A 25,625-nucleotide genomic window follows, 5' to 3' on the forward strand; every position below is an offset into this window, starting at 1 on the left:
GCATCACACTGCTGCGTGTCGGTCGGGAGTTGTCGGCTCGCTCCAGGAATGACTGTCGAGCTGGCTTGACATCGGCCTTTGAGTATTAAACTTGAATTTAAGTTTCAAGTTTTATTTCTTGGCGCTGTTCCGCCGGGCCTGCGCAACGAGCGCCCTGCCGCCTTTCGCGGGACGGCTTTTGCCCCTATATAAAACCACCTGAAAACGGTTTATCCGCCTGATCTGAACGTCCGGGGCACGGCACTTTCCATGCGATTTTTTCTGGCTCTGCTGCTACCGGTGTCGACTTTCTCCTTCGCGCTTGGCCTGACGCAGCCGCTGATGCGCTTCGAGAGACTGTATTTCCTGGAGGACCGGCCAAGCCTGATCGAGATGATCCAGGGGCTCTGGCTGGAAGGCGACGCGTTGCTGGCGACAATCGTCGCTCTGTTCTCGATCGGCTTTCCGGCTTTGAAAATCCTGCTCATTCACTATGAGGTTCTGACCGGCGGCAAATCCCGCTCGCTTGCTCTGCTGTCCATGGTGAGCAAGTGGTCGATGCTCGACGTGATGCTTGTGGCGCTTGTCCTGTTTGCCGCCAAGACGAGCGGGTTGGCCGCCGCTGCGATCCTGCCGGGGCTCTGGTTCTACGCAGCCGCCACGATATCCACCGCGATAGCGGCAAGCCTGTGTGCGCGGACCTGAAGACAGGCGCTTGTGGCCGCGCAGCCCGGGCCATCTGCAGTGGGACCGACACGGACACCTGGCCGTGGGAGCCACATGGAACCGGCGCGGCGTCGGGTGAACCGGCCCGCCGCTTCACGCTCGAAGGGGGCTGTCAAAAACCGGCGGCGTGGCGGAGTGAGCGCCGGCCGGCCGGTTTTTCCCTTCTGTTTTTTCTGCGGGCCTGAAAGTCGCTGCGCGGGGCGGAGGCTTCCCTCCCGGCTCTGCTGAGAACACCGGAATAGGCCGCGATCCACTGCGAGGCTTGCGACGCGGGAAGCTTCAAGTGTTCGCACCGCGACTTGGCGAACATGGCGAACACGGCCGGTGACAGACCGGCCTTGGCGACCGTCTCCGCGACGGCCTCCTTCTCGCCGTTGAAGACGGCATCCTTGAAGGCCCTCGGCTCGGTTCTGACACGCATGGCAAGCAATTCGATGGTGTGGTTGAAGCGGTTGTCCTGAAGCAGCAGGATGACCAGTTCGTCGAACGTGATATGCGCCCGCTGCGCATCGCGCCACAACACGTTCATGTCTGGATTCTCAAGTGCGAGACCGAATTCCCTGCGCAAGATCTTGAGCCGCGCGATCTGGTTGAGCTGGACCTGGGACAGGGCGCCTTCGATCATGCGGTGCAAGCGCTTCTTCGTCTCGCTGTCCACCAGGGGGAGCAGGCTGCGGCAGACCGACGGAGGTAGGTCGGAGCGCAGGGCAAGATCCTCCCTCAAAACGGTGTCTTCGGCGGCCAGTCTGACCAGTTTCAGCATGGTGGCGCGGGAAAGCTCGATCTCCCGGTTGCCGGCCAGAATGCGCTGTACCGGCGTGTCGCCCTTCTCGACGAGCCTGTCGGAGACACCCGGCGAAAGGTCTGTGCGCCGCGCAATGACCTGAAGATGAGCCTTGCTCAGCCTTTCGACAAAATCGAGCAGGTCGTCTTGTGTCAGCACCGGGCAAGACGCCAGGATCGGCATGGCGATGCTGAGATCGTCTTCGGCCATCCGGCAGGCAAGGGGATGAGGCAGGGAGGTGTGCGTCGCGAGCTTCTGCGCGAGCCTTGCCCGGTCCTTCGCGGAGGCAAAGGCGTAGAGTTTCAGAATGACTTCCGAGAAGATGGCCAGTTCCCGATCGGTCCGCTCCTCGAGTTTCGCGGTCATCAGCTCGCTGAGCTGCGCGAACAGCCGCCGGCGGGCTTCGTCCGAGCCTTCAAGTGCCAGTTTGATCAGAGATCTTGGCATAACGTTACCCCCATCGAGGTAGAATGGGGTCAATATCGTTATTGTCAGGTTACCCGGTGCGATAATCGGACGTCTTTTGTTCGCGACTTGCCTGAGGAACCCCGGTTTTTCTTCGACTTCTTTCCTGAAAGGGTGCAGCATCGATTCTGGCACCTGTAGTTCCGCTCAATTGCAAAAACTGGGCGTCACAGCCGGCGGGGGGTTTTCCTGGCGCCCTCTTCTTCCATATTGTCCGGACGATGCAAACGCCGTACCCATGGACCATGATGGAACGCCCTTCTATGACAGTATTTCTCCGCCGCCTGTTCGCCCTGGCAGTCCTTGTGACCTTGAGCGCGGCCCCCGCGCTGAGCCAGGAGGCATCCGGATCGGGAGACGCCGCGACAACCGAAGTGCGGCAGGCCAGCGACGCGCTCATTCAGGTCCTGAACGACCCGGAGAGCCGGGCCGCTCTTGTCGAGATGCTCAAGAAAGCCGGAGAGGAAGGGCAGGCTCCGGCGGAGGACGGAACGACTGCCGAAGGCGAGACCGCGACCGCGGACGAGACCCCGGCGGGTTCGAGCGACAAAGAAGGCTTTGTTCTTCGTGTCGGCGAATATACGAGAGCACTGGCCGATGAATTCGGCGCCATTCTCGACCGGATGGGGCATTCGCTGAACGGTCTGTGGCTCGTTTTGAGCGGCGAAATTCCTGTCAAATGGGATCGGGCAGGCGATATTCTTCTGCAGGTGGGCGTCGTTTTGTCGGCGGCCTATATCACCTACTGGGCCGGGCAGCTCGTTGCTTACAAGATCTATCCGAAGATGGCGACCCGCGCCCGCTACGGCGGAGGACTGACACGCAGCTTCATCTTGCTTCTGACCTCTGTGATCGACGGATTGACCGTCGCGCTCGGACTTGGCGTCGGCTACATGGTCGCGCTGGCCGCCTACGGCGGTGTGGAAACCGGCGTCACCCTGCAGGAGAGCCTTGCGCTCAATGCCTTCTTCATCACCGGCATGGCCAATGTCGCCCTGCGCTTCGTGTTCGCGCCCCGGCGTCCGGAGTTGCGCTTTCTGCCTTTCGACGACGACGGCGCCGTTTACTGGAATGCGCGTCTGAGCCTTTTCACCTACTGGATCAACTACGGGGTCCTGCTCGCGGTTCCGCTGGCGAACATCGCCGTCTCCTTCGTGCTTGGCAACGCGCTCCGGTTTCTCGTCGTCCTGTTCGGCATGCTCTATCTGATTGTGCTCGTGGCCCGCAATCGCGTGCGGGTGCGCGAGGGGACGAAGACCTACGCAAAGACCATGCAGAGCGCGCTCGCGCAAAGGGCGCTGTCCAATCTCGGCAGTCTCTGGCACCTGGGAGCTTACGGATACATCGTCGCCGTGTTCCTCGTCTGGGTCACCCGCCCGTTCGACGCGACGACCATCATCCTGCGCGCCACGGGGTTTTCCATCGTCACGATCATGGGTGGCATGGCGCTATCGCTGATCATGACGCGGGCGATCAAGGGCGGCGTCCGGCTGCCCGCTGAACTCAACCAAAAACTTCCGGCGCTGCAGCACCGTCTGAACGCCTTCGTGCCGCGGGTATTGAAACTCACCCGGTTCGTGGTGTTCCTCGGAACCATCCTGCTTCTCCTCGATATCTGGGGGGTGGTAGAAACGATCAAGTGGTTCGCCAGCGACACCGGTCAGGGGATCGTCGGCAACTACGGTTCGGCCGTTCTCGTTCTGATCGCCGGTTTCCTGATCTGGCTTGCGGTCATGTCGTGGGTGGACCTGCGCCTACAGTCCCGGGTCGGCTACATTGTGACGGCCCGAGAGCGGACACTCTTTCAGTTGTTCCGGAACGCCTTCACGGTGGTCATCGTCGTCATGGCGAGTTTGCTGGCGCTGTCTGAAATCGGCATCAACATCGGGCCGCTGATCGCCGGTGCCGGTGTCGTCGGCCTGGCCATCTCCTTCGGCGCGCAGACCCTGGTGAAGGATATCATCACGGGGGCATTCATTCAGATCGAGAACGCGATCAACGAGGGCGACGTGGTGACCGTGGCGGGAGTGACGGGAACCGTGGAAGGGATCACCGTCCGGTCCGTGCGTCTCAGGGACCTGGACGGAACGACACACATCGTTCCCTTCTCGTCGGTGGATATGGTGTCGAACTTCATGCGCGGCCATTCCTTCCATGTTGCCGTTATCGGCGTGGCCTACGATACGGACATCGCATTCGCCAAGGAGGCAATGTTCGAGGCCTACCGGCGTCTGCAGGAGACCGACTACAAGTCCAAGATCTACGGCGACCTCGAGATGCACGGCGTCATCAATTTCGGTGCAAGCTCGATCGATATCCGGGCGCGGATCAAAACCACGCCGGGCGACCAGTGGTCCGTCGGCCGTGCTTACAACGAATTCGTCAAACTGGTTTTTGACGAGCGTGACATCGAAATTCCGTTCCCGCAGGTGACCTATCATTCGGCGGTGCCGCCCTATGTGGACAACCTGAAAAAATCGAAACAAGGGTCGCAATCGGGTCCGGAACCTGAGGTTCTGGCTGATGATGCGCCTCCCGGGGAAGACTGACCCTCCATAATTCAGATATTTAAGGAAAACTTGTCGGAGTTTTGCCCCGAGCCGTCCTCAGGCGGCTTGGGTTTTTTGTTTCCGAAGTCGCTTGCGGATGTGAATTGATTTTCGAAAAGTTTCGCTTTATTTTCACTTGAAGTGGATTATGTGAAAAAAATCGAGCCGGAGGCGGATATGGCGGCTGACTACGATCTTCTGGTCATCGGAGGCGGCATCAACGGAGTGGGGATTGCCCGGGATGCGGCAGGACGGGGCGTTTCGGTTCTACTTGCCGAGATGGGAGATCTGGCCGGTGCGACGTCTTCCGCCTCAACCAAGCTCATTCACGGCGGCTTGCGCTATCTGGAATATTACGAGTTCAATCTGGTGCGCAAAGCCTTGAAGGAGAGGGAAGTGCTCTGGCGCGCCGCGCCGCATATCGCCTGGCCGCTGCGCTTCATCCTGCCGCACCACAAGGATCTGCGCCCGGCGTGGCTGCTGCGCGTCGGTCTGTTCCTCTACGATCACCTGGGCGGCCGCAAGCTCCTGCCGGCGACGGAGACGGTCCGGCTCGACACGGCGCCCTATTCCCAGGGATTGAAGAAGCTCTTCCAAAAGGGGTTTGAGTATTCCGACTGCTGGGTGGATGACGCCCGCCTTGTCGTCTTGAACGCACGGGATGCGGCGGAGCGCGGAGCAACGATCGTCACCCGGACAAAATGCACCGGCGCGCGGCGGGACGGAGATCTCTGGCGGGTCGATCTGAAGGATCTTGCGTCAGGCGAGACGAGGACGGTCACGGCGAATGTGCTTGTCAATGCCGCCGGTCCCTGGGTCGCCGACACCTTGCAGGAGGTCGCCGGTGCGAACGAGAGCGCCGCGATCCGCCTGGTCAAGGGCAGCCACATCATCGTCCCGCGCCTGTTCGATCACGACCGCTGCTTCATCTTCCAGAACGGTGATGGCCGAATCGTTTTCGCGATACCCTACGAGACGGATTTCACGCTGGTGGGCACGACCGATGTCGATTTCGACGGCGATCTCGCGAATGTCGCGATCTCGCGGGACGAGATCGCCTATCTGTGCGAAGCGGTGAGCGAATATCTTGAAAAGCCGGTTTCCCCGGAAGATGTCGTCAGCACCTTTTCCGGGGTGCGGCCGCTCTACGACGACGGGGCCAAGGACGCCAAGGCGGCAACGCGGGACTACGTGCTGGAGCTTGACGGCGGCGAGGCGAAACCGGCGATCCTGTCCGTTTACGGCGGCAAGATCACCACCTACCGCAAGCTCGCGGAGCAGTCCCTGAAGAAGCTCGAACCCTTCCTCGCCTTCAAGACCGGCCGCTGGACCGCGGATGCTCCGCTTCCGGGCGGCGGCTTCAATGTCATGGCGTTCGACGCCCAGGTCGCGGCGTTGCAGGAAGACTATCCTTTCCTGAACGCGAGGCATGCGACACGGCTGATCCGTCTCTACGGAACGGATGCAAGAGCGCTGCTTGGGCAGGCCAAATCTGTCACGGACCTTGGCCGATCCTTCGGCCATTCCCTCTATGAAGCCGAGGTGCGATGGCTCGTGGAGAGGGAGTGGGCCAGGAGCGCGGAGGACGTTTTGTGGCGGCGGACGAAACTCGGCCTGCGGTTTGATGAAGAAGAAGCGGCGGGACTGGACGCCTTCGTGTCCGGTCTTCTTGCCGACGAGGCCGGGGCTGCGGCATAGTCGCAATCGAATGAAAAGAAATGGGAGGTGCGCCATGGGCCGACTGGTTCTGGCGATAGATCAGGGCACGACTTCGAGCCGGGCAATCGTTTTCGACGGTGATTTTCGTCCCGTCAGCATCGGGCAGACCGAATTTCCGCAGCATTTTCCAACCTCGGGCTGGGTGGAGCACAGTCCGTCCGACATCTGGTCGAGCACGCTGTCGGTCTGCCGCGAGGCTCTGTCGAAAGCCCCGGATGGCGGCAGTGGGGTCGAAGCGATCGGCATCACCAATCAGCGCGAGACCACGCTGATCTGGGACCGCTCCACCGGTGAGCCGGTTTACAATGCCATCGTCTGGCAGGATCGCCGGACGGCGGATTTTTGCGCGAAGCTGCGGGCCGAAGGGCTTGAAGAAACGTTCGCGGCAAAAACCGGTCTGCTGCTCGATCCGTATTTCTCCGGAACGAAGATCGCCTGGATTCTCGACAACGTGGAGGGCGTGAGGGCGCGCGCGGAGCGCAGCGAACTGGCGTTCGGAACCGTCGACAGCTGGCTCATCTGGCAACTTACGGGCGGAGAGGTCCACGCGACCGACGCGACCAATGCCTCCCGGACGCTGATTTACAACATTCACGAGAATGCCTGGGATACGGACCTGTGCAGGCTGCTCAATATCCCGATGAACCTGTTGCCGGACGTCAGGGACAATGCGGCCGAATATGGTGTCACCCGTGCGGAGTTGTTCGGGGCGCGCATACCCATTCTGGGCGTGGCCGGCGATCAGCAGGCAGCCACTCTTGGGCAGGCCTGTTTCAAACCGGGCATGGTGAAATCCACCTACGGTACGGGCTGTTTCGCCTTGATGAATACCGGCGAAACGCCGGTGCTGTCGCGGAACAGGCTGCTGACGACGATTGCCTACCGCTTGTCGGGAAAGACGGTCTACGCCCTGGAGGGGTCGATCTTCGTTGCCGGTGCGGCGGTCCAGTGGCTGCGCGACGGGTTGGGCATCATCGAGAGTGCATCCGATACACAGGGACTTGCCGAAGCGGCCGATCCCGGGCAGGACATTTACCTCGTTCCCGCCTTCGTCGGTCTCGGGGCGCCGTACTGGGACGCGGATGCCCGTGGCGCCCTGTTCGGCCTGACACGCAACACCGGTCCGAAGGAGATTGCGCGTGCGGTTCTTCAAAGCGTGGGTTACCAGACCAGCGACCTGATCTCGGCCATGCGGTCCGATTGGCCCGGGGCGGAACAACCGGTTCTGAGGGTCGATGGCGGCATGACCGCGTCCGATTGGACCATGCAGTTTCTGGCCGATATTCTGGGGGCGCCCGTTGACCGGCCGACGGTGGCGGAAACGACGGCTCTGGGTGCTGCGTGGCTGGCGGGATCGATGGCCGGAATCTGGCCGGATGAGGAAAAATTCGGCACCCGGTGGAAACTGGAACGAAGATTTGAACCGCGTCTCGCGGAAAGCGAGCGCAAGCGTCTTCTGTCCGGCTGGGCGCAAGCGGTTGATCGGACCCGTTCGACCCGGTCCTGAACTTTTCTTCAAGTTGTTCCTTTAGAAAAAGGTTCCTGAATTCAATCCTTTAGTCGGGGTGGCGGGGTGAGTTCCCTTTGGTAATTGATTCTTGCCTAAGCGCCTTGAGCTGTCAAAAAATTACGGCAGCATCTCTTACCTAGCAAAAATATTTCAAATCCCCCCTGAAATTAGAAATATGTCAGCGGTTGATTTTCTGTCAAAAAACCGCCTTAGTTTGCGCTGGCCTGGGCTTAACCTTTTGCACATTTCAAGATGCAAGGCCCGGGCTCTTCATCAAGGGGAGAACAGTTTGATGAAATTTCAAAAAACCTTGAAGGCAACCCTTCTCGGCGCCAGCCTTGCCGTGGTTGCGGCAACCGGCGCCTCCGCAAAAACACTGGTTTACTGCTCGGAAGGTTCGCCGGAAGGCTTCGATACGGCTCTCTACACCTCCGGTACCACGTTCGACGCTTCCTCCAAGCCGATCTACAACCGGCTGGTCGAGTTCAAGCGCGGCACGACCGAGGTCCTGCCGGGCCTGGCGGAAAGCTGGGACGTGTCCGAAGACGGTCTGGAATACACCTTCAACCTGCGCAAGGGCGTCAAGTTTCATACCACCGATTTCTTTACGCCGACCCGCGATTTCAATGCGGACGATGTGATCTTTTCCTTCGAGCGACAGCTCAAAAAAGACAACCCCTGGCATGAGTATACGGCGGGCACTTCCTGGGAGTACTTTGATGCCATGTCCATGCCCGATCTCATCAAGGAGATCGTGAAGGTTGACGACTACACGGTGAAGTTCGTTCTGAACCGTCCGGAAGCGCCGATGATCGCCAACCTGGCAATGGATTTCGCCTCCGTTCTATCGGCTGAGTATGCGGGACAACTGGAAAAGGCCGGCACCAAGGAACTCCTGAACCAGCAGCCAATCGGCACCGGTCCTTTCACCTTCGTCGCCTACCAGAAAGATGCCGTGATCCGTTACGCCGCATTCGCCGATTACTGGAATGGTAAGCAGGCGATCGACAGCCTGATCTTCGCCATCACGCCGGACGCCGCCGTGCGCCTGCAGAAGCTGAAGGCCGGTGAGTGCCACGTCATGCCGTATCCGGCACCGGCTGATATCGCCGACATCAAGGCGGACGACAGCCTGACCATGGTGGAACAGCAGGGCTTGAACGTTGGCTATCTTGCTTACAACACCAAGATCGCTCCCTTCGACAAGAAGGAAGTCCGCAAGGCGCTGAATCACGCGATCAACAAGCAGGCGATCCTGGATGCCGTCTTCCAGGGCTCCGGCCAGGCCGCGAAGAACCCGATCCCGCCGACCATGTGGTCCTACAACGACGCGATCGAGGATGACGACTATAATCCAGAACTGGCGAAGGAAATGCTGGCAGCCGCCGGTGTCTCCGACCTGTCCATGAAGGTCTGGGCGATGCCGGTTCAGCGTCCGTACAACCCGAATGCCCGCCGCATGGCGGAAGTCATTCAGGCGGATTTCGCCAAGGTTGGTGTCAACGTCGAGATCGTGTCTTACGAGTGGGGCGAGTATCTCTCCCGTTCGAAGGCTGAGGACCGCGACGGCGCCGTTCTGCTCGGCTGGACCGGCGACAACGGCGACCCGGACAACTTCCTGGCCGTTCTGCTCGGCTGTGATGCCGTCGGCGGGTCAAACCGTGCGCAGTGGTGCAACGACGAGTTCGACGCTCTCGTTCAAAAGGCCAAGACTGTCACCGACAAGGCGGAGCGCACGAAGCTCTACGAAGAGGCGCAGGTCGTCTTCAAGGAAGAAGCGCCCTGGGCGACCATCGCGCATTCCGTCGTCTTCATGCCGATGTCTTCCAAGGTCACCGGCTACGTCATGGATCCGCTCGGCGGTCACTGGTTCGACGGCGTGGATATCGCGGAGTAAACGCCGCTCAAATCCCGGAAGGCGCTGGCAGAAATGCCGGCGCCTTCCAGTTTTTTGGCCGGCGGACATTCTTCTTTTGAAAGACGGTTGCCGCCGGTCCTTCGTATCTGGATCCTGACATGCTTCGCTTTCTTCTAGGCCGCCTGGGCCTGTTGATCCCGACATTCTTCGGCGTCACGCTGGTCGCCTTCTCCTTCATCCGGCTGCTGCCGGGCGATCCGCTCGATCTTCTGGCCGGCGAACGCGGCGTCACGCCCGAGCGCAAGGCGGAACTGATGGCCCAAATGGGTTTCGACAGGCCGCTCTGGCAACAGTATCTCGACTATGTCGCCGGCGTTTTTCAGGGCGATCTCGGAACGTCATTTGTGTCGAAAAAACCGGTGCTCGACGAGTTCCTGACGCTCTTTCCCGCGACCGCGGAACTGGCGCTGTGCGCGATTATTCTTGCCGTCTGTCTCGGTATTCCCGCCGGCATTTTCGCCGCGGTCAAACGCGGCTCCTTCGCCGATCAGGCAATCATGGGAACGGCGCTCGTCGGCTATTCCATGCCAATCTTCTGGTGGGGCCTGCTCCTGATCATTCTCTTTTCCGGCATCCTGCAATGGACGCCGGTCTCGGGCCGTATTTCGCTGCTCTATTTCTTCCCGCAGGTTACCGGGTTCATGCTGATCGACAGTCTCCTGTCCGGCGAAAAGGGCGCGTTTCTATCCGCTGTCCAGCATCTGATCCTGCCGTCGATCGTGCTGGCGACCATCCCGCTTGCCGTGATTGCCCGTCAGACCCGTTCGGCCATGCTTGAGGTGCTCGGCGAGGACTATGTCCGCACGGCCCGGGCGAAGGGCCTGCCGCCGCGCCGGGTCATCGGCCTTCACGCCTTGCGCAACGCGCTGATCCCGGTGGTGACGACCATCGGCCTGCAGGTCGGCGTGCTGCTTGCCGGGGCGATCCTGACGGAGACCATCTTTTCCTGGCCGGGGATCGGCAAGTGGCTGGTCGACAGCATTTCGCGCCGGGACTACTTCGTCGTTCAGGGGGGGCTCCTCATGATCGCGGCGATCATCATGCTGGTGAATCTGGTCGTGGACGTGCTCTACGGTCTGATCAACCCGCGCATCCGCCACAACTGAGCCGGGGACCGGAAAATGACAAACACCTCTCCGGCCGCCAAGGCCGACACGGCGAAACTGGAAGCGGAAAGCCGCAACGCCACAAAGGCGCAACTGGCCGAGTTCTGGTATTATTTTTCGCAAAACAAGGGCGCTGTCATCGGACTGGTGGTGTTCGCGCTGCTGGTTCTGATGGCGGTGTTCGCGCCGCTGATAGCGCCCCATGATCCGGACGTTCAGTACCGCGACAGCTTTCTGGTGCCGCCGGTCTGGGAAGAGGGCGGCAAGGCGGCCTTTCTGCTGGGTACGGATGCGGTCGGCAGGGACATTCTCTCCCGTCTCATCTACGGCGCGCGCTTTTCCCTGTTCATCGGGGTTGTCGTCGTCACCATCGCGCTTGTGGGCGGCATCGTCATCGGTCTCGTCGCCGGCTACATGCGCGGCGCGGTCGACACGCTCATCATGCGCGTCATGGACATTGTCCTTGCGTTTCCTTCGCTGCTCCTCGCTCTGGTGCTGGTCGCCATTCTGGGGCCGGGTCTGATCAACGCGATGATCGCCATCGCCATCGTCCTCCAGCCGCATTTCGTGCGGCTGACCCGCGCCGCCGTTCTGGCCGAGCGCAGCCGGGACTACGTGGTCGCGGCCAAGGTCGCCGGTGCCGGTCATCTACGGCTGATGTTCAAGACCATCCTGCCCAACTGCCTGGCGCCGCTGATCGTTCAGGCGACGCTGTCCTTTTCCAACGCCATCCTGGATGCGGCGGCCCTCGGGTTTCTCGGCATGGGCGCGCAACCGCCGACGCCGGAATGGGGCACGATGCTGGCGGAAGCGCGCGAGTTCATCCTGCGCGCCTGGTGGGTGGTAACCTTCCCGGGACTTGCCATCCTGATCACCGTGCTTGCCATCAATCTTGTTGGCGACGGCTTGCGCGATGCGCTCGATCCGAAGCTGAAGAGGAGCTGATGCCATGCCGCTTCTTGAAATCAGAAACCTGAAGGTCGAGTTCGACACCGCGAAAGGCCCGTTCAAGGCGCTCGACGGCGTGGATTACTCGGTCGATTCCGGTGAGGTGCTGGCGATCGTCGGGGAATCCGGCTCCGGCAAGTCCGTCGCCATGCTGGCGATGATGGGACTTCTGCCGGACAGCGCGACGATTACCGCCGACAAGATGGCGTTCGAGGGGCTGGACCTGAGAACGCTTTCGGCCACAGCGCGGCGCAAGGTGATCGGCAAGGAGATCTCGATGATCTTTCAGGAGCCGATCGCAAGCCTCAATCCCTGCTTCACTGTCGGCTTCCAGTTGGGCGAGTCCTTGAAGACCCACATGGGCCTCAAAGGCGGCAAGGCGAAAGATCGCGTGATCGAGCTTCTGACGGCGGTCGGTATTCCCGACCCGGAGGGCCGGCTCAATGCGTTTCCGCACCAGATGTCCGGCGGCCAGTGCCAGCGCGTGATGATCGCCATGGCAATTGCCTGTTCGCCAAAGCTCTTGATCGCCGACGAACCGACCACCGCACTGGACGTCACGATCCAGAAGCAGATCCTGGACCTTCTGGTTCAACTGCAGCAGGACAGCGGCATGGGCCTCATCATGATCACCCACGACATGGGGGTGGTGGCGGAGACCGCTGATCGGGTAATCGTCCAATATCAGGGCCGCAAGATGGAGGAGGCCGACGTGTTGTCGCTCTTCGAGAATCCACAGAACGCGTATACGAAAGCGCTGCTCTCGGCGCTGCCGGAAAATGCAACGGGCGACCGTCTACCGACGGTGAGCGACTTTGCCGAAGCGGGAGGATTTTGACCATGTCGGACGATGTGATCCTGAAGGTCCGGGACGTCTACCGCACCTATGACATCAGCGGCGGTCTGTTCCGCAAGGCTTCGCAACTGACGGCCGTCAAGGGTGTCAGTCTCGATGTGGAGCGCGGCACGACGCTGGCGGTTGTCGGCGAAAGCGGCTGCGGCAAGTCGACCCTTGCCCGCATGCTCTCCATGATCGACGCGCAGTCGTCCGGCTCCATCGAGATCGACGGCCTGCCGATCGACATTTCCAGGACTGGTATTTCGAAGGAAATGCGCCAGAAGGTGCAGATCGTCTTCCAGAACCCCTACGGTTCACTGAACCCGCGCCAGAAGATCGGCCACGTGCTGGAAGAGCCGCTGTTGCTCAACACGGACATGTCGGCGGCCGAGCGCCGGGACCTGGCCTTGCAGATGCTGGAAAAGGTCGGCCTGCAGCCGGAGCATTACGGCCGCTATCCGCACATGTTTTCCGGTGGCCAGCGCCAGCGCATCGCCATCGCGCGCGCCATCATGATGAAGCCGAAGCTCCTTGTGCTCGACGAACCGGTCTCCGCGCTCGATCTCTCGGTACAGGCGCAGATCCTCAATCTCCTGGCCGATCTTCAGGAGGAGATGAACCTGACTTATGTGTTCATTTCCCACGATCTTTCGGTGGTGCGTTACATCGCCGACAAGGTGATGGTGATGTATTTCGGTGAAGTGGTGGAATACGGCACGCGGGACGAGGTCTTCGAAAACCCGCAGCACGACTATACCAAGACCCTGTTCGCGGCGACACCCAAAGCGGATGTGGAGAGCATTCGCAAGCGCCTGGCCGCCAAGGCGGCCTGACGAGTCTTACGGCCGGATCTGGATCGGCAGGGTTCCGTTTCCGTCAGGCAACGGCCTCGTTTTGATTGGAAGCAGCCAGATTGGCCGAAGTCTCCCGCAAGTTCTGCGCCGAGATTTCATAGTGCTGGCTGGCTGCAAGATGAAGCGACCTGTGAAGGCCGCCGATATCGACACTGCTTCCGTCACTGAAGGTCACGGTCACGTCACTGCCTATCGAGGCCCCCGCCAGAGTGATTGAATCCTCGGAGCCTGCAAAGGACAGGACGGTGCCTTGGCTTTCATGCGAGACCGTGAAATCTTCTGCGGACAAGCCGTCTCCAATTCTGATTTCAAGATCGCCGGAGGAGTTGACAGTGTCTGCTCCATCGCCTTTTTCGAAATAGACAACGGAGTCGGTGTTGACGCTGATTGTGTCGTTACCCGCGCCAGCATGAATCGTATTGCCGGAATTTCCCTGGATAATGTCGTCTCCGGCTCCTGCGTAAATTGTGTTGCCGGAATTGACACTGATGATGTCGTCACCGCCACCGGCTTTGATAACATTGTCCGAATTGGCTCGAATGGTGTCATTACCGCCGCCGGTGTTGATGGTGTTGCCGGCGTTGGCCTGGACGACATCGTCGCCAGAGCCAGCCGTTATGACATTGCCCGCGTTCACGCTGATGACATTGTTGCCACCACCGGCGTTGATGACGTTGTCCGCATTGGCGTTGATTACGTCGCTACCGTCGCCGGTTGTAATTGTGTTCCCTGCGTTTGCAAAAATGGCGTTGTCGCCTTCGCCTGCATCGATTGTGTTCTCCGCGTTGACTGAAATGACGTCATGGTTCTCTCCAGTGACAATGACGTTGTTCGCGTTTGCGGTTATGATCGAGCCGATTAAATTGTCGATGGCGTTTTTTTGAGACCCGGAGTTATCGGACCGCTCCAGCGCCAGGCTTTGACGGAATTCCTCTATCAACCGATCCACTTTGTTTTTCTCGGCGACAGCTTTGTCCAGATCGTCGTTTACAGCAGGCTGAGGTTTTTCTTCCGGTTCCTCCGATTGTCTTTCTTGTTGCCTTGCGGTTGTCGGCGTCGTAGATGCCGTCGACTGAAAGAAATGGGATCTGGATTGATAGTTCAAGCTGCCGATTGTCATCAATCACCTCCGCCTCGCGCGTTCAGATTGCAGAGAAATGAATGGATGTTCTCGTTTTGATTGTGTGTAGGTAATTTTAACAATCAGTAAATTTTCCTGAACTTCAGGGACTGCGCTGAAGCTGGTTTGAGTCCCGGTCCACTTCGAAGGAAGCGTCAAGTCCGCAGCCTGTTTTCAGGTAATCGTTTATGAGATGTTTCTCGGCTTGTGCCGTTTGAGTATTGTTTGCGCGACGCTCGTTCGTCTCATTGAGGCGCGAGGTCGCTCTCCCGTTCCTATGGATTCCATTTCTCGATTGAAGGAAAAATTCATTTTCGAGGTTGCTTTATTCGATTATTCGAGTATTCTCGAATTATGGAAAAAGAAGACGCCTTGAACGCATTGGCAGCCTTGGGTCAGGAAACACGCCTCGACGTCTTTCGCCTTTTGGTGAAAGCGGGAAAAGAAGGCATGGCCGCAGGTGCTATTTCAGATGCGCTCAAAGTTCGTCCGAATACCCTATCGACCCACCTGGGCGCCCTGTCCCGCTCCGGCCTTGTGCACGCGGAGCGGGACGGGCGCTCGATTCATTACACCGCGGATCTCGGCACCATGCAGGTCCTGGTGACTTACCTTCTGCAGGATTGCTGCGGCGGAAATCCCGACCTCTGCGCACCGATCCTCAAAATGGCCAGTGCGGCTACCTGCGACAGTTCCGAAGCCTGTTGAATTCCCGGCAAGGTGGTAAATGACAATGCGATATGTGCTTTTCGTGTGCACAGCGAATTCCGCCCGCTCGGTCTTGGGCGAAGCTCTGTTACGCCACCTGGGGCAGGGTGGGTTTGAGACCTACTCTGCAGGCTCGACCCCACGGGGAACCGTTAATCCCTATGCGATTGATTGCCTGGAGCGCCACGGACTTCCTGCAACCGGTTTTCGATCAAAGAGTTGGGAAGAATTCTCCGGACCGTCTGCACCGGTAATGGATCACATCGTGACGGTCTGCGACAACGCCGCAGGCGAAGCCTGCCCGGTTTGGCCGGGACATCCGTCGGTTCTTCACTGGAGCATCCCCGATCCGGCCGCTGTTTCAGGAACGGAAAGTGAGATTCGAGCCGCATTCGATAACGCCTACGACCTTCTTGAAAACAGAATTGTGAAAGAGTTGATATGAGTAAAGAAGCATCCTCGCCCATGGGACTCTTCGAGCGCTATCTGTCGCTTTGGGTCGGTCTTTGCATTGCCGCCGGCGTCGGTCTCGGTGTGACCTTTCCCGGTATCTTCGAGGCGATCGCCTTGATCGAGTATGCCAGCGTCAACCTCGTAGTCGCGGTGCTGATCTGGGTGATGATCTACCCGATGATGGTCAACGTCGATTTTGCGTCTTTGAAAGACGTAGGCAAAAAGCCGAAAGGCCTTTGCATCACGGTTGTCGTCAACTGGCTGATCAAGCCTTTCACGATGGCCGCTCTCGGTATCCTCTTCTTCGAGTATCTATTCGCGGGTCTCGTAGATCCCCAGACGGCGAAAGAGTATATCGCGGGAATGATCCTTTTGGGGGTCGCGCCTTGCACGGCCATGGTGTTCGTCTGGAGCCAGCTCGTGCGGGGAGACGCGAACTACACGCTCGTTCAGGTTTCGATCAACGACATTATCATGGTGTTCGCCTTCGCACCGATCGCGGCGCTGCTCCTTGGGGTGACGGATATTGTCGTGCCGTGGGAAACGCTGCTCCTTTCCGTGATCCTTTACGTCATCATTCCCCTGACCGCCGGATATTTCACCCGGAAAGCACTTGACGGAAAAGACAACGAAGAGCGCATCGCGGAGTTTACGGGGAAGGTTAAGCCATTTTCGGTTATCGGCCTTCTGGCGACGGTCGTTTTGCTGTTCGGTTTTCAGGCGCAGACCATTCTCGACAAACCGATGGTCATCTTGCTGATTGCCATACCGCTTCTCATCCAGAGCTATGGCATATTCTTCGTTGCCTATGCTTGGGCCTATCTGTGGCGAGTGCCTTTCAACACAGCTGCCCCGGCAGCTCTCATCGGAACGTCGAACTTCTTCGAGCTCGCGGTCGCAGTCGCCATCAGCCTGTTCGGACTGAACTCCGGAGCCGCGCTCGCAACGGTTGTCGGGGTTCTGGTCGAGGTTCCCGTAATGTTGTCGCTGGTTGCTCTAGCCAATAGGACGCGCTCTTATTTTCCAGCCGTTGCGTAAAGCCCGATACGGGGAGAGCCGACGCGAACAAAGGCCTGCCTTGCAAATATGCCAGGCAGGCCTTCGCTTTTAGAGTGCTGAAGTCCTGGCCTCCGCATTAGTTCATTCCGGTCAAGAGTTTGGCGACCCGACAAATAAATGTTCATGTGCGGTTCAGACAGTCTATCGTAGAGGCGTCCTTTCAGAAGTTGATTCTGGCACTTTGTGGATTTTCGATTTGAATTGGTCTCTACGAGCGAGTTATCGATGAAACGTTTTTCAGTTTTTCTCCTGCTGGCGACTATCCTGTTGCCGATTTCCCTGGCTCATGCGTCTCCTGACGTGGACTTCCCTCAGAACGGGCAATCCTATGGCGGCAAGGTCCGCAGCGGCCCCGGCATGCAATACGGTCAGACCGGTAGCCTTCGCGAAGGCGACCGTATTTTGATCCTGTCGGGAACCGGGGTCATGATGAATGGCTACGAATGGTTCCAGGTCCGCTACCGCAACGGCCGGACCGGTTATCACTGGGGCGGACTTTTCTGTTCCGAACGTCCCTATCCCGGGATCTACCAGGTCTGCGCGCCGCGTTCGCGGGTCAGCAATCCGCCGCCGCAGCAGCCTGCCTATCAGCCGCCCGCACCCGCCGGTGTAAACGGCCAGAACGCGGGTATCGTCCGGCATTCGGGTGGCAGCTTCGTCAATGTCGGCAATCGGCAGTGGCATGAGCAGGACGCCTACGGCAACGTCACGTTCCGCTTTCAGGAATTCGGCCGGGACGAGTGGTCCGTTTATCTGCACGATTCTTCACGCAACGTGATGCTGCAACTGGATCTGCACCGGCGCATGATCACTTACGCGCAGGGCACTGGTCCCCGCTCGGATCTCTATCAGATCACCGAAGCCTTTCCGGCGGGTGGCCAGCAGCCCGCAACGGGTGGGCATTATCCCCAGCCGGCCGGCCAAAACGCGCTGACCGTCAAATACACCTGCACCGAAGGTATCCCGCTGGTCGTGAACTACGTGAATACCGGCAACGGTCACCTGACATTTTCGATGGATGGTGCCCCTTTCCAAAGGCTGGAGCAGGTCGTATCGGGGTCGGGAGCCCGTTATTCGGATGGTCCCTACACCATCCACAGCAAGGGCTCGCAGGTCTTCATTACGGCTCCCTGGGGAAGCGATACCTGTTTCGAGAGACGGTAACGGACCGGCCCGGCGGCGTTTCTGAGCGCCGCCGGGTTTGCGCCAACTGACCTCCGCCGACTTGCCTCGTTTGCGCTCAATAGCGTGCCGAAACTGCAGATCTGCACCTTGAGCGTGTGTTCTGGGTTTGCTATGCAATCTTGATTGCTTGTTCTGGATTGTACGAGGTGTTCCCGGTGAAAGCCCGAGTTCTGTTTTTTTGTTTCGCCGTTTTTCTTATGCCCTCCCAGGTGAGTTCCGAGCCGTTTGAGTTTTCCGGCCGGACATTTGTCTTCTATGGTGGAGGACACGGTATTCAGACCGAATACTATGCGCGCGGCGGCCGTGCTTACCTTTGGTATCCGGGCAACTCCCGTAGCGTGCGGGGACAGTGGAAATACAGTTCCGGCGGAAGCCATGTCTGCTTCCGTTATCCCGCCAATATCTACGATCCCGTGAAAAACAAGCAGCTTGGGGACTGGAACTGCAAGTCGAAGACAAAATTGCAAAGGATGGCAAAGGCGGCGTGCAAAGGCGACCCGTTCCGGCTGTCGAGCGGAAAGGTTCCTTACATGCTGAAGCGCGGCCGGGGGCAACTTGGGCAGATCAAGGAAAAATGTTCCTGAGATGGGGTTTGGCTTTACGATTCGATGTGATTGCTGCGATTGAACCCTTGCCTCGACCGTGAGGACACAAAAAGCTGCACGTGCTACTGCAGAAAACGCCAATGAAAACGAAAATGCTGATGGTCCGTTTCCTGCTAGTACTGGGTTTAGCAGCTGGCATGTTTTCGTTTTCAGTGTCCGAAACTCTTGCTGCAAGCTGCTCGGAACGCACTCCAAGCGAGCATATAGAAGACACCGATGTAATCTTTCTAGGCATAGCGGGTGCAGAAGCGGGAGGATCACGAGACGATAAAAAGCGTATTGTCCGGTTCGAAGTATTGCGGAGCTTCAAAGGCGCGAAAGGTCGAACCATCGATATTGAATATATGAATGACCACGGCGGAAACACAGGCTGGGGGTTCGCTCCTGGAAAACCCGTCTTTGTGTTTGCTGCCAATCCACGTCGCGCGCTCAATAAGGATCCGACTGCACCTTTGGTTTATTTCTGTTCCATGGCTCCGTTTCATGGCAGAAAAAAACTTCACAATGAATACTGGAAAATTCTTTGGGCGTTGAAGAACTGAAGTTCTGCAGCGATGTGGTCGTATCAGCGGAGGGGGCGAGCTACCGTCCGCTGACCGGAGTTGAAGTGATCGCCGTTTTGAAAATGACGGAATAGGCTTCCTGGAGTCTACTTCCGCTTCTTGTTCATCGCCGCTGCGAGTGCCGCGGCCATCGCGTTGTTGCCGCCGTCGCCGCCTGAGGATTTCGGCGCGCCACCCTTGCCGCCGCGCGGACCATTGCCGCCGGGGCCTCTTCCACCAGGATCTCTACCGCCCGGACCGCGTCCCCCCGGAGCCTGCCGGTCCTGCTGCGCGCGTTCGCGCTGTCCCTGGTAATCGGCCTGGGACTTCATGGTCATGGAGATGCGCTTGCGCGGCACATCCACCTCCAGGATCGTCACCTTGACGATGTCGCCGGCCTTGACGACCTTGTGTGGATCGTCGACGAAGCGGTCGGCCAGCTGGGAGACGTGGACCAGACCGTCCTGGTGAACGCCGACATCGACGAAGGCGCCGAAATTGGTGACGTTGGTGACCGTACCCTCCAGCTTCATGCCCGGTTTGAGGTCGGAGATCTCCTCGACGCCTTCCTGAAGGGCGGCGGTCTTGAATTCGGGGCGCGGGTCGCGGCCCGGTTTTTCCAGTTCGGAGAAAATGTCCTTCACCGTCGGCAGGCCGAATTTCTCGTCGATGAATTCCGCCGGGTCGAGGTTTTTCAGGAGCGAGTTGTCGCCCATGATCTGGCGGACGTCGCGGCCGCAGGCCTTCACGATCCGCTTGGCAAGCGGATAGGCCTCCGGGTGAACGGAGGATGCATCCAGCGGTTCCGCGCCGCCGTTGATGCGCAGGAAGCCGGCGCAGAGTTCGTAGGCCTTGGCGCCGAGGCGCGGCACTTCCTTGAGTTGCGACCGTTTCTCGAAACGGCCGATCGCTTCGCGATGCTCGACAACGGCCCTGGCGAGGCTGTCGGAGAGGCCGGAGATGCGTGACAGAAGGGCGGGGGAGGCGGTGTTGAGATCGACGCCGACCGCGTTCACCGCGTCTTCCACCACCGCGTCGAGAGCGCGGGCGAGTTTGGTCTGGTTGACGTCGTGCTGGTACTGGCCGACGCCGATGGATTTCGGCTCGATCTTGACCAGTTCCGCCAGCGGGTCCTGCAGGCGCCGGGCAATGGAGGCCGCGCCCCGGAGAGAGACGTCGATGTCCGGCATTTCCTTCGCCGCCAGTTCCGACGCGGAATAGACGGAAGCACCCGCCTCGTTGACGATCACCTTCACAGGACGCTGGGCGGCAGGAACATCTGTCAGGATATCGCCCGTCAGTTTGTCTGTTTCCCGGCTCGCCGTGCCGTTGCCGATGGCGATCAGGCCGACCTTGTGTTTGGCGATCAGGGCAAGCAGGGTGACGCGGGAGCCGGTCAGATCGTTGCGCGGCTGGAACGGATAGATCGTAGCGGTGTCGACCAGCTTGCCGGTGTCGTCGACCACGGCGACCTTCACGCCGGTACGGATACCCGGATCGAGCCCGAGCGTGGATTTCGCGCCTGCGGGTGCCGCCAAGAGCAGGTCCTTCAGGTTCCTGGCGAAGACCTGAATGGCTTCCTCCTCGGCCTTGTCCTTGAGCACGCCCATGAGGTCGAGTTCCAGATGCAGGGCGAGTTTCACCTTCCAGGCGAAGCGGGCGACCTCCATCAGCCATTTGTCCGCCGGGCGGCCCCGGTCTGCGATGCCATAGGTGTCGGCAACGGTTTTGACGGCTGGAAGGACCGGCGAGACGTCGTCCGCGTCGACCGTGAGATCCACCGAGAGAACGCCTTCGTTGCGGCCTCGGAACAGGGCGAGCGCCCGGTGGCTCGGGATCTTCGACCAGCGTTCGGAATAGTCGAAATAGTCGGCGAATTTCGCGCCCTTTTCCGCCATGCCGTCGATCAGTTTGGACTGGACGACACCGCGTTCTTCCACGTAGCGGCGCAGGCGGCCGACCAGATCGGCGTTTTCCGAAAAGCGCTCCATCAGGATCTGGCGGGCACCGTCAAGCACCGCCTTGACGTCGCCGAAGCCCTTGGCCTCATCGACAAAGGCGGCGGCTTCGGTTTCCGGTGTTCTGGACGGGTCGGCGAGAAGTTGGTCGGCAAGGGGCTCCAAACCCGCTTCGCGTGCAATCTGGGCTTTGGTGCGGCGCTTCTTCTTGAAGGGAAGATAGATGTCTTCCAACTGCGATTTGGTCTCGGCGGCCTGGATCGCGGAGGTCAGGTCCGCCGTCATCTTGCCCTGTTCGTCGATCGATTTGGTGATCGCGACCCGGCGATCTTCGAGCTCCCGCAGATAGATCAGCCGCTCTTCCAGTTTTCTGAGCTGGGTGTCGTCGAGCCCCCCGGTTGCTTCCTTCCGGTAGCGCGCGATGAACGGCACGGTGGAGCCTTCGTCGAGAAGCTGCACCGTTGCATTGACCTGCCCGGCCTTGCAGCCGATCTCATCCGCAATCCGATGCGCGATGCGCAAGGCGGTGTCCGCGGAAAGCGCGGACTTCGCGGTCGATTGGGCGGATGCGGAGGAATGAGCGGCGGTGGTCATCTTCGGATTTGACTTTCGGTTTTCGAACTCTCGGGCGGAAGACGATAATCGCGCTTAATCGGGCGGAAAAGAGACCGGAGACCGCCGTCCACCGGCAATTGCACGCTGGCCGAACAGGAGAGAGAGGAGAGAATGGAGGAGCATGGCGTAAGGTCAGACGCGTTCCAGATAAATGCGAATGGTAAAAGTTTCAAACTTGCGCATAATTAGTTTGAATTTTACGGTTTTTCGAACGATGGGTAAAAGAAATCATTTTCTGCGTACTTGAAAGGCCGCTATTCTCGAACCGTATAGTGGTGTTTTCTGGCATGGATCGTTGGTAGTCAAACCAGTTTGACATGATTGGCAGCCGCTTGAAGGGCGTTCGAGCCAAATGCATGGTCCGGTTTGTTAGGGAGAAAAGATAATGCCAAGGGGACGTCCCAGAAAAGTGGACACGCAGGATGCGCTCCAGGCGATCATGGTCGCGTTCTGGCAGAACGGGTATTCCGGAACGTCCATGAACGATCTGGCGTCCGCATCCGGCATGGCAAAACCCGGCCTTTATGCGGCTTTCGGAGACAAGGAAGCGCTGTTTGAAAAGGCGCTGCTGCATTATTTCGAAAACTACGGCGGCCCGGTCTTCGCGCAGTTGCAGGCAGCACAGAAGCACGTGGTCGAGGACTTTCGGGATTTTCTCGGCGCGGTCGCCGCGCTTTCCTCTGACAGGTCCCTTCCGGCCGGCTGTTTCCTGATCAATTCTCTGGTCGACTGCACCTACGGCTCGGAACGCCATCACGAACTGGTCATGGGCCTGAAGGACTCGAAGTTCACCGCCATCAGGGAGCGTGTGCTGAAAGCGGTCGACGCTGGAGAAATGTCCGCCCGCACGGATATCGATCGCGCGGCGGTCTTTCTGGACGGACAGTTCTGCGCCATAGCCATGCTGGGGAGAGGGGGCAGTTCCCTTGCGGACCTGAAGACTTTCATAGAAACGGGCCTGCGCACCTTGCCCGTTACCGGGGATGGCGGCGTCTTCGACGAAGACCTTGCCGTGCCTACCTTACGACAGTGATCCGCTCCGCTGCGCGGGTGACCGCCGTATAAAGCCAGCGGCTCTTGTGCTCGCGGAAGGCCCAGCTCTCGTCGAACAGCACCACGTCGTCCCACTGCGAGCCTTGCGCCTTGTGCACGGTCAGCGCGTAGCCGTAATCGAACTCGTCCGCCCGGCGGCGGATGGCGTAGGGAATGCCTTCCGCTCCGTCCTCGAACATGGCGGGCAGGACCTTCACCTTCACGGCGGTCTTGCCGATGTCGTCCTCGGAGATGACATCGAAACGCAACGTGTTGCCGCGTGGCGGCCGGAGCCGCTTTACGGTCCACAAGCCGCCGTTCAACAGACCCTTGGTCTTGTCGTTGCGCAGGCAGACGAGTTTGTCGCCGACGGCAGGCATCGGCGTGGTGAATTCCTTGAGCTCCCGGATCCGGGAATTGTAAAGCCGCCTTGTCTTGTTGGTGCCCACCAGGACCTGATCGCTTGCCAGGATCTGATCCTTGTCGATCTCGCGCCGGTGGATCACCCGGCTTTCGCCGAACGCGCCATACTCCAGTTCGCCGCCGTCGCGGATTGTCATCGACATGCGCACGATCGGATTGTCCTGCGCCTGCCGGTGAACCTCCGTCAGCATGATGTCCGGTTCGGCTTCCGTGAAATAACCGCCGCCTTTCACGGGCGGTAACTGGGCCGGGTCGCCGAGCACCAGAACCGGCGTGCCGAAGGACAGGAGATCCTTGCCGAGGTCCTCGTCCACCATGGAGCATTCGTCGATCACGATGAGGCGGGCGGTCGCCGCCGCGCTGTCGCGCTTGATGGCGAACTGCGGACCGGCGTCTTCCTCGTCGTCGTCGGTCTCGTCCTCCTCCTTTGCGGCGCGCGGGCGGTAGATCAGCGAGTGGATCGTGCCGGCGTCGGCGCAGCCCTTCTGGCGCAGGACGTGGGCCGCCTTGCCGGTGAAGGCGCCGAAACAGACGTCGCCGTCGATCCCTTCCGCCAGATGACGGGCAAGCGTGGTCTTGCCGGTTCCGGCAAAGCCGAACAGCCGGAACACCTGCCGGTCGCCCCGCTTCAGCCAGGCGGCCGCCTCCTTCAAGGCTTCGTCTTGTTGGGGGGACCAGGCCACCGGCGCACTCCGAGAAATGAAGACCCGGTTGCATACCCTGATTTGGGCGATTCGACCAAGGGTGGATTTGGGAGGCCTTCGGGCATCTGGCGAAATTTGAACTTGTCGTCCCGGTTTGGCGCGGAGGCGTCAAGTCCGGGCCTCCGCCTGCGCGGCGACGACAGTTGATCGGTTTTTCAAGCGGAAACTCTCGTCAGAGAATATGGAAAACCCATCACCCCAAGACCGAGAACGAACTCTCCTTCGTCAGTTCCCGTTTCCTGGAAAAGGCGCCGGTGTTGAGCGTGTGGTCGACGTGGCGAAGCGGGAATTGCAGCGGTGTGTTGTCATGGTCGTTGCCGGCCTCGCAGTAGTCGATCAGGTCGCTCATCAGGCGGCCGGCGACCAGCGCGTTCTTGAACTGGTTGCCGCTGGTGCCGATGGCGAGATAATAACCGTCGACATCGCTGCGGTCGTAGATCGGCAGCCAGTCGTCGGTCGCGTCGTAAAGATCGGCGACGCCGACCGGGTGCTGCGAGACGCCGAGGTCCGGCAGGCGCTGGGAATAGCGGTAGGCATAGGTCAGCGCCCGGTCGGTCAGGTCCCGGGAGAAGTCGTCCGGATCGTTTTCGATATGGGGATCGCAGGCCGGGTTCTGGCTGCCGATCATGAGCTGTCCGCCGCTGCCCGGCTTGATGTAGCAGCCGATGTCGTTGTCGGAGACGATCAGGCCTTCGCGTGAATAGCCGAACGTTTCCGGCGGCCTGATCTGGACGACTTCCTGGCGCAGCGGCCTGTGGCCGATCCTCACGCCGGGATCACCGTCCAGCAGGGCGTTCACCCTGCCGGAATGCGGCCCGCCGACGTTGATGATGATGTCCGCGGAAAGCCGGTCGCCGTTTTCGCAGACCACGCCGGCAACGCTGCCGTCTTCGACGGGAATGCGCACGACGCGGGTGTTGAAGCGGAACGCGGCGCCCGCGCGTGCCGCCGCATCCTTGAGATTGCGGGCCGCGATTTGCGGATCGTCCACGTAGCCGCCTTGAGGAAAGAAGACCGCGCCTTGGATCGCGCCGCCGGTCGGTGTGCCGAACGCGTCGTCGTCCATGGTCCTGGGGGGCGCGAAGCAGTCCAGATTGTAGCCGGGCAGGTGCCGCTCGATGTCTTCGGCGGTCCAGTGTTCATGGGGTATGCCGAGCGCTTCGGCGTGTTTGAGAACCTGCGCCTGATAGTTGTCGGCCACCGTTTTCATGACCATGGTTCCGGTTTCGATGAACCGGGCCAGCCCGTCCCCGCTGTCCGCGCCCAGGGTTTCGCGCCAGTTTTTCCACTCGTGATAGCCTTCATAGGCGAGCGCGGTTCCGTCCAGCGTCGAGTAGTAGGTTCTGATGACGGCGGCGGAACTGGAGGTCGATCCGTAGCCGGCTGCGGGCAGGGCATCGACATTGAGCGTCCTTTTGCCCTTGCGTGCCAGATGAAGCGCGATGGCGCAGCCGATCACCCCGGCGCCGATGACGATAACGTCGTAACGAGTCGTTGAGTTGTCTGATCCGGAGGCGGTTGCTGGCATGGTCGCTTTTCCTGATTGATTTTCTGTCAGTCGAGAGGAGCCGCTGCGCGATGTCCAGTGGGCAATGCGCCATTAGGTGTTCAGATTCGGTCAGCGAGGCAAATGGGAAAATGCGCTGATTGTGAGATAATTCATCAAATAGTGAATTTTCTAAACAATATGCTGATTATATGAAAGTCTGCGTATTCTGTTCTCGAGTCTCAAATTGAAATCAACTCAGGCTCCGGTCAGTCTGGACTCCGTTCCCGGGGGCAATGTCGTCTTTTCAAATAGTTGGAGAATAGTGTGCCACGCGCA

At 59.7% G+C, this 25,625-nt stretch carries 21 protein-coding genes; 16 read left to right on the forward strand and 5 right to left on the reverse strand.

Annotation, left to right across the window (positions count from 1 at the left end):
* Window positions 1-249 precede the first annotated feature (249 nt).
* A complete protein-coding gene (locus JF539_RS15450; protein WP_207141604.1) occupies window positions 250-684 on the forward strand; it encodes a paraquat-inducible protein A in 435 nt (144 codons plus the stop codon).
* Between the two features lie 133 nt (window positions 685-817).
* Here the strand turns inward: JF539_RS15450 and JF539_RS15455 are convergent, their stop codons facing one another.
* Window positions 818-1,936: a DUF2336 domain-containing protein gene (locus JF539_RS15455; RefSeq protein WP_207141605.1), complete on the reverse strand. Its 1,119-nt coding sequence runs from the start codon at window positions 1,934-1,936 to the stop codon at window positions 818-820.
* 281 nt (window positions 1,937-2,217) lie between these two features.
* Here JF539_RS15455 and JF539_RS15460 point away from each other — a divergent pair, with 281 nt between their 5' ends.
* From JF539_RS15460 to JF539_RS15495, 8 genes are all read left to right on the forward strand, one after another.
* Window positions 2,218-4,503 carry a mechanosensitive ion channel domain-containing protein gene (locus JF539_RS15460; RefSeq protein WP_209017341.1) on the forward strand — a complete coding sequence of 762 codons (2,286 nt, stop codon included), beginning with the start codon at window positions 2,218-2,220 and terminating at the stop codon, window positions 4,501-4,503.
* A gap of 177 nt (window positions 4,504-4,680) precedes the next feature.
* Complete coding sequence (gene glpD / locus JF539_RS15465; RefSeq protein ID WP_207141607.1) at window positions 4,681-6,201, forward strand: glycerol-3-phosphate dehydrogenase; 1,521 nt, start codon at window positions 4,681-4,683, stop codon at window positions 6,199-6,201.
* 34 nt (window positions 6,202-6,235) lie between these two features.
* Window positions 6,236-7,729, forward strand: coding sequence for a glycerol kinase GlpK (glpK, locus tag JF539_RS15470; protein ID WP_207141608.1), 1,494 nt, complete (start codon window positions 6,236-6,238; stop codon window positions 7,727-7,729).
* A gap of 295 nt (window positions 7,730-8,024) precedes the next feature.
* Entirely contained in the window at window positions 8,025-9,629 is a 1,605-nt protein-coding gene (locus tag JF539_RS15475) for an ABC transporter substrate-binding protein (protein WP_207141609.1), read from the forward strand.
* A 119-nt stretch (window positions 9,630-9,748) separates the two neighbouring features.
* Window positions 9,749-10,756 (forward strand): ABC transporter permease subunit, encoded by a 1,008-nt coding sequence (locus tag JF539_RS15480; RefSeq protein WP_207141610.1) that lies wholly within the window; start codon window positions 9,749-9,751, stop codon window positions 10,754-10,756.
* Between the two features lie 15 nt (window positions 10,757-10,771).
* Entirely contained in the window at window positions 10,772-11,701 is a 930-nt protein-coding gene (locus JF539_RS15485) for an ABC transporter permease subunit (protein WP_207141611.1), read from the forward strand.
* 4 nt (window positions 11,702-11,705) lie between these two features.
* Entirely contained in the window at window positions 11,706-12,542 is an 837-nt protein-coding gene (locus JF539_RS15490) for an ABC transporter ATP-binding protein (protein WP_207141612.1), read from the forward strand.
* Between the two features lie 2 nt (window positions 12,543-12,544).
* A complete protein-coding gene (locus JF539_RS15495) occupies window positions 12,545-13,375 on the forward strand; it encodes a dipeptide ABC transporter ATP-binding protein (RefSeq protein ID WP_207141613.1) in 831 nt (276 codons plus the stop codon).
* A 43-nt stretch (window positions 13,376-13,418) separates the two neighbouring features.
* On the opposite strand, the gene JF539_RS15500 is transcribed toward JF539_RS15495, so the two are convergent.
* Window positions 13,419-14,516 (reverse strand): calcium-binding protein, encoded by a 1,098-nt coding sequence (locus JF539_RS15500; RefSeq protein WP_207141614.1) that lies wholly within the window; start codon window positions 14,514-14,516, stop codon window positions 13,419-13,421.
* Between the two features lie 354 nt (window positions 14,517-14,870).
* Here JF539_RS15500 and JF539_RS15505 point away from each other — a divergent pair, with 354 nt between their 5' ends.
* The 6 genes from JF539_RS15505 to JF539_RS15530 all read left to right on the forward strand — a co-directional run bounded on the left by JF539_RS15505 (window position 14,871) and on the right by JF539_RS15530 (window position 19,068).
* The gene (locus JF539_RS15505) at window positions 14,871-15,224 is read left to right on the forward strand and encodes an ArsR/SmtB family transcription factor (RefSeq protein WP_207141615.1); all 354 of its coding nucleotides are present in this window, start codon (window positions 14,871-14,873) and stop codon (window positions 15,222-15,224) included.
* A 25-nt stretch (window positions 15,225-15,249) separates the two neighbouring features.
* Window positions 15,250-15,669, forward strand: a complete 420-nt coding sequence (locus JF539_RS15510; protein WP_207141616.1) for an arsenate reductase ArsC — start codon at window positions 15,250-15,252, stop codon at window positions 15,667-15,669.
* Complete coding sequence (gene arsB / locus JF539_RS15515) at window positions 15,666-16,715, forward strand: ACR3 family arsenite efflux transporter (protein ID WP_236042525.1); 1,050 nt, start codon at window positions 15,666-15,668, stop codon at window positions 16,713-16,715. Before JF539_RS15510 ends, arsB begins: the two co-directional genes overlap by 4 nt.
* Window positions 16,716-16,961: 246 nt before the next feature.
* Window positions 16,962-17,900 carry an MliC family protein gene (locus JF539_RS15520; protein ID WP_207141617.1) on the forward strand — a complete coding sequence of 313 codons (939 nt, stop codon included), beginning with the start codon at window positions 16,962-16,964 and terminating at the stop codon, window positions 17,898-17,900.
* A 116-nt stretch (window positions 17,901-18,016) separates the two neighbouring features.
* Complete coding sequence (locus tag JF539_RS15525; protein WP_207141618.1) at window positions 18,017-18,505, forward strand: hypothetical protein; 489 nt, start codon at window positions 18,017-18,019, stop codon at window positions 18,503-18,505.
* A gap of 101 nt (window positions 18,506-18,606) precedes the next feature.
* Complete coding sequence (locus JF539_RS15530; protein WP_207141619.1) at window positions 18,607-19,068, forward strand: hypothetical protein; 462 nt, start codon at window positions 18,607-18,609, stop codon at window positions 19,066-19,068.
* Window positions 19,069-19,175: 107 nt separating this feature from the next.
* On the opposite strand, the gene JF539_RS15535 is transcribed toward JF539_RS15530, so the two are convergent.
* A complete protein-coding gene (locus JF539_RS15535; protein WP_207141620.1) occupies window positions 19,176-21,620 on the reverse strand; it encodes a Tex family protein in 2,445 nt (814 codons plus the stop codon).
* A 406-nt stretch (window positions 21,621-22,026) separates the two neighbouring features.
* On the opposite strand from JF539_RS15535, the gene JF539_RS15540 reads away from it, so the two are divergent.
* Complete coding sequence (locus JF539_RS15540) at window positions 22,027-22,674, forward strand: TetR/AcrR family transcriptional regulator (protein WP_207141621.1); 648 nt, start codon at window positions 22,027-22,029, stop codon at window positions 22,672-22,674.
* Here the strand turns inward: JF539_RS15540 and JF539_RS15545 are convergent.
* Entirely contained in the window at window positions 22,658-23,779 is a 1,122-nt protein-coding gene (locus JF539_RS15545; protein ID WP_207141622.1) for an ATP-dependent DNA helicase, read from the reverse strand. The two genes, JF539_RS15540 and JF539_RS15545, sit on opposite strands and share 17 nt — an antisense overlap.
* A gap of 214 nt (window positions 23,780-23,993) precedes the next feature.
* On the reverse strand, window positions 23,994-25,328 hold the full coding sequence (locus JF539_RS15550; protein ID WP_207141623.1) for an NAD(P)/FAD-dependent oxidoreductase: 1,335 nt from the start codon (window positions 25,326-25,328) through the stop codon (window positions 23,994-23,996).
* Window positions 25,329-25,625: the final 297 nt, after the last annotated feature.

The sequence above is a fragment of the Roseibium aggregatum genome (assembly GCF_017309185.1).
Classification (GTDB): Bacteria; Pseudomonadota; Alphaproteobacteria; order Rhizobiales; family Stappiaceae; genus Roseibium; species Roseibium aggregatum_B.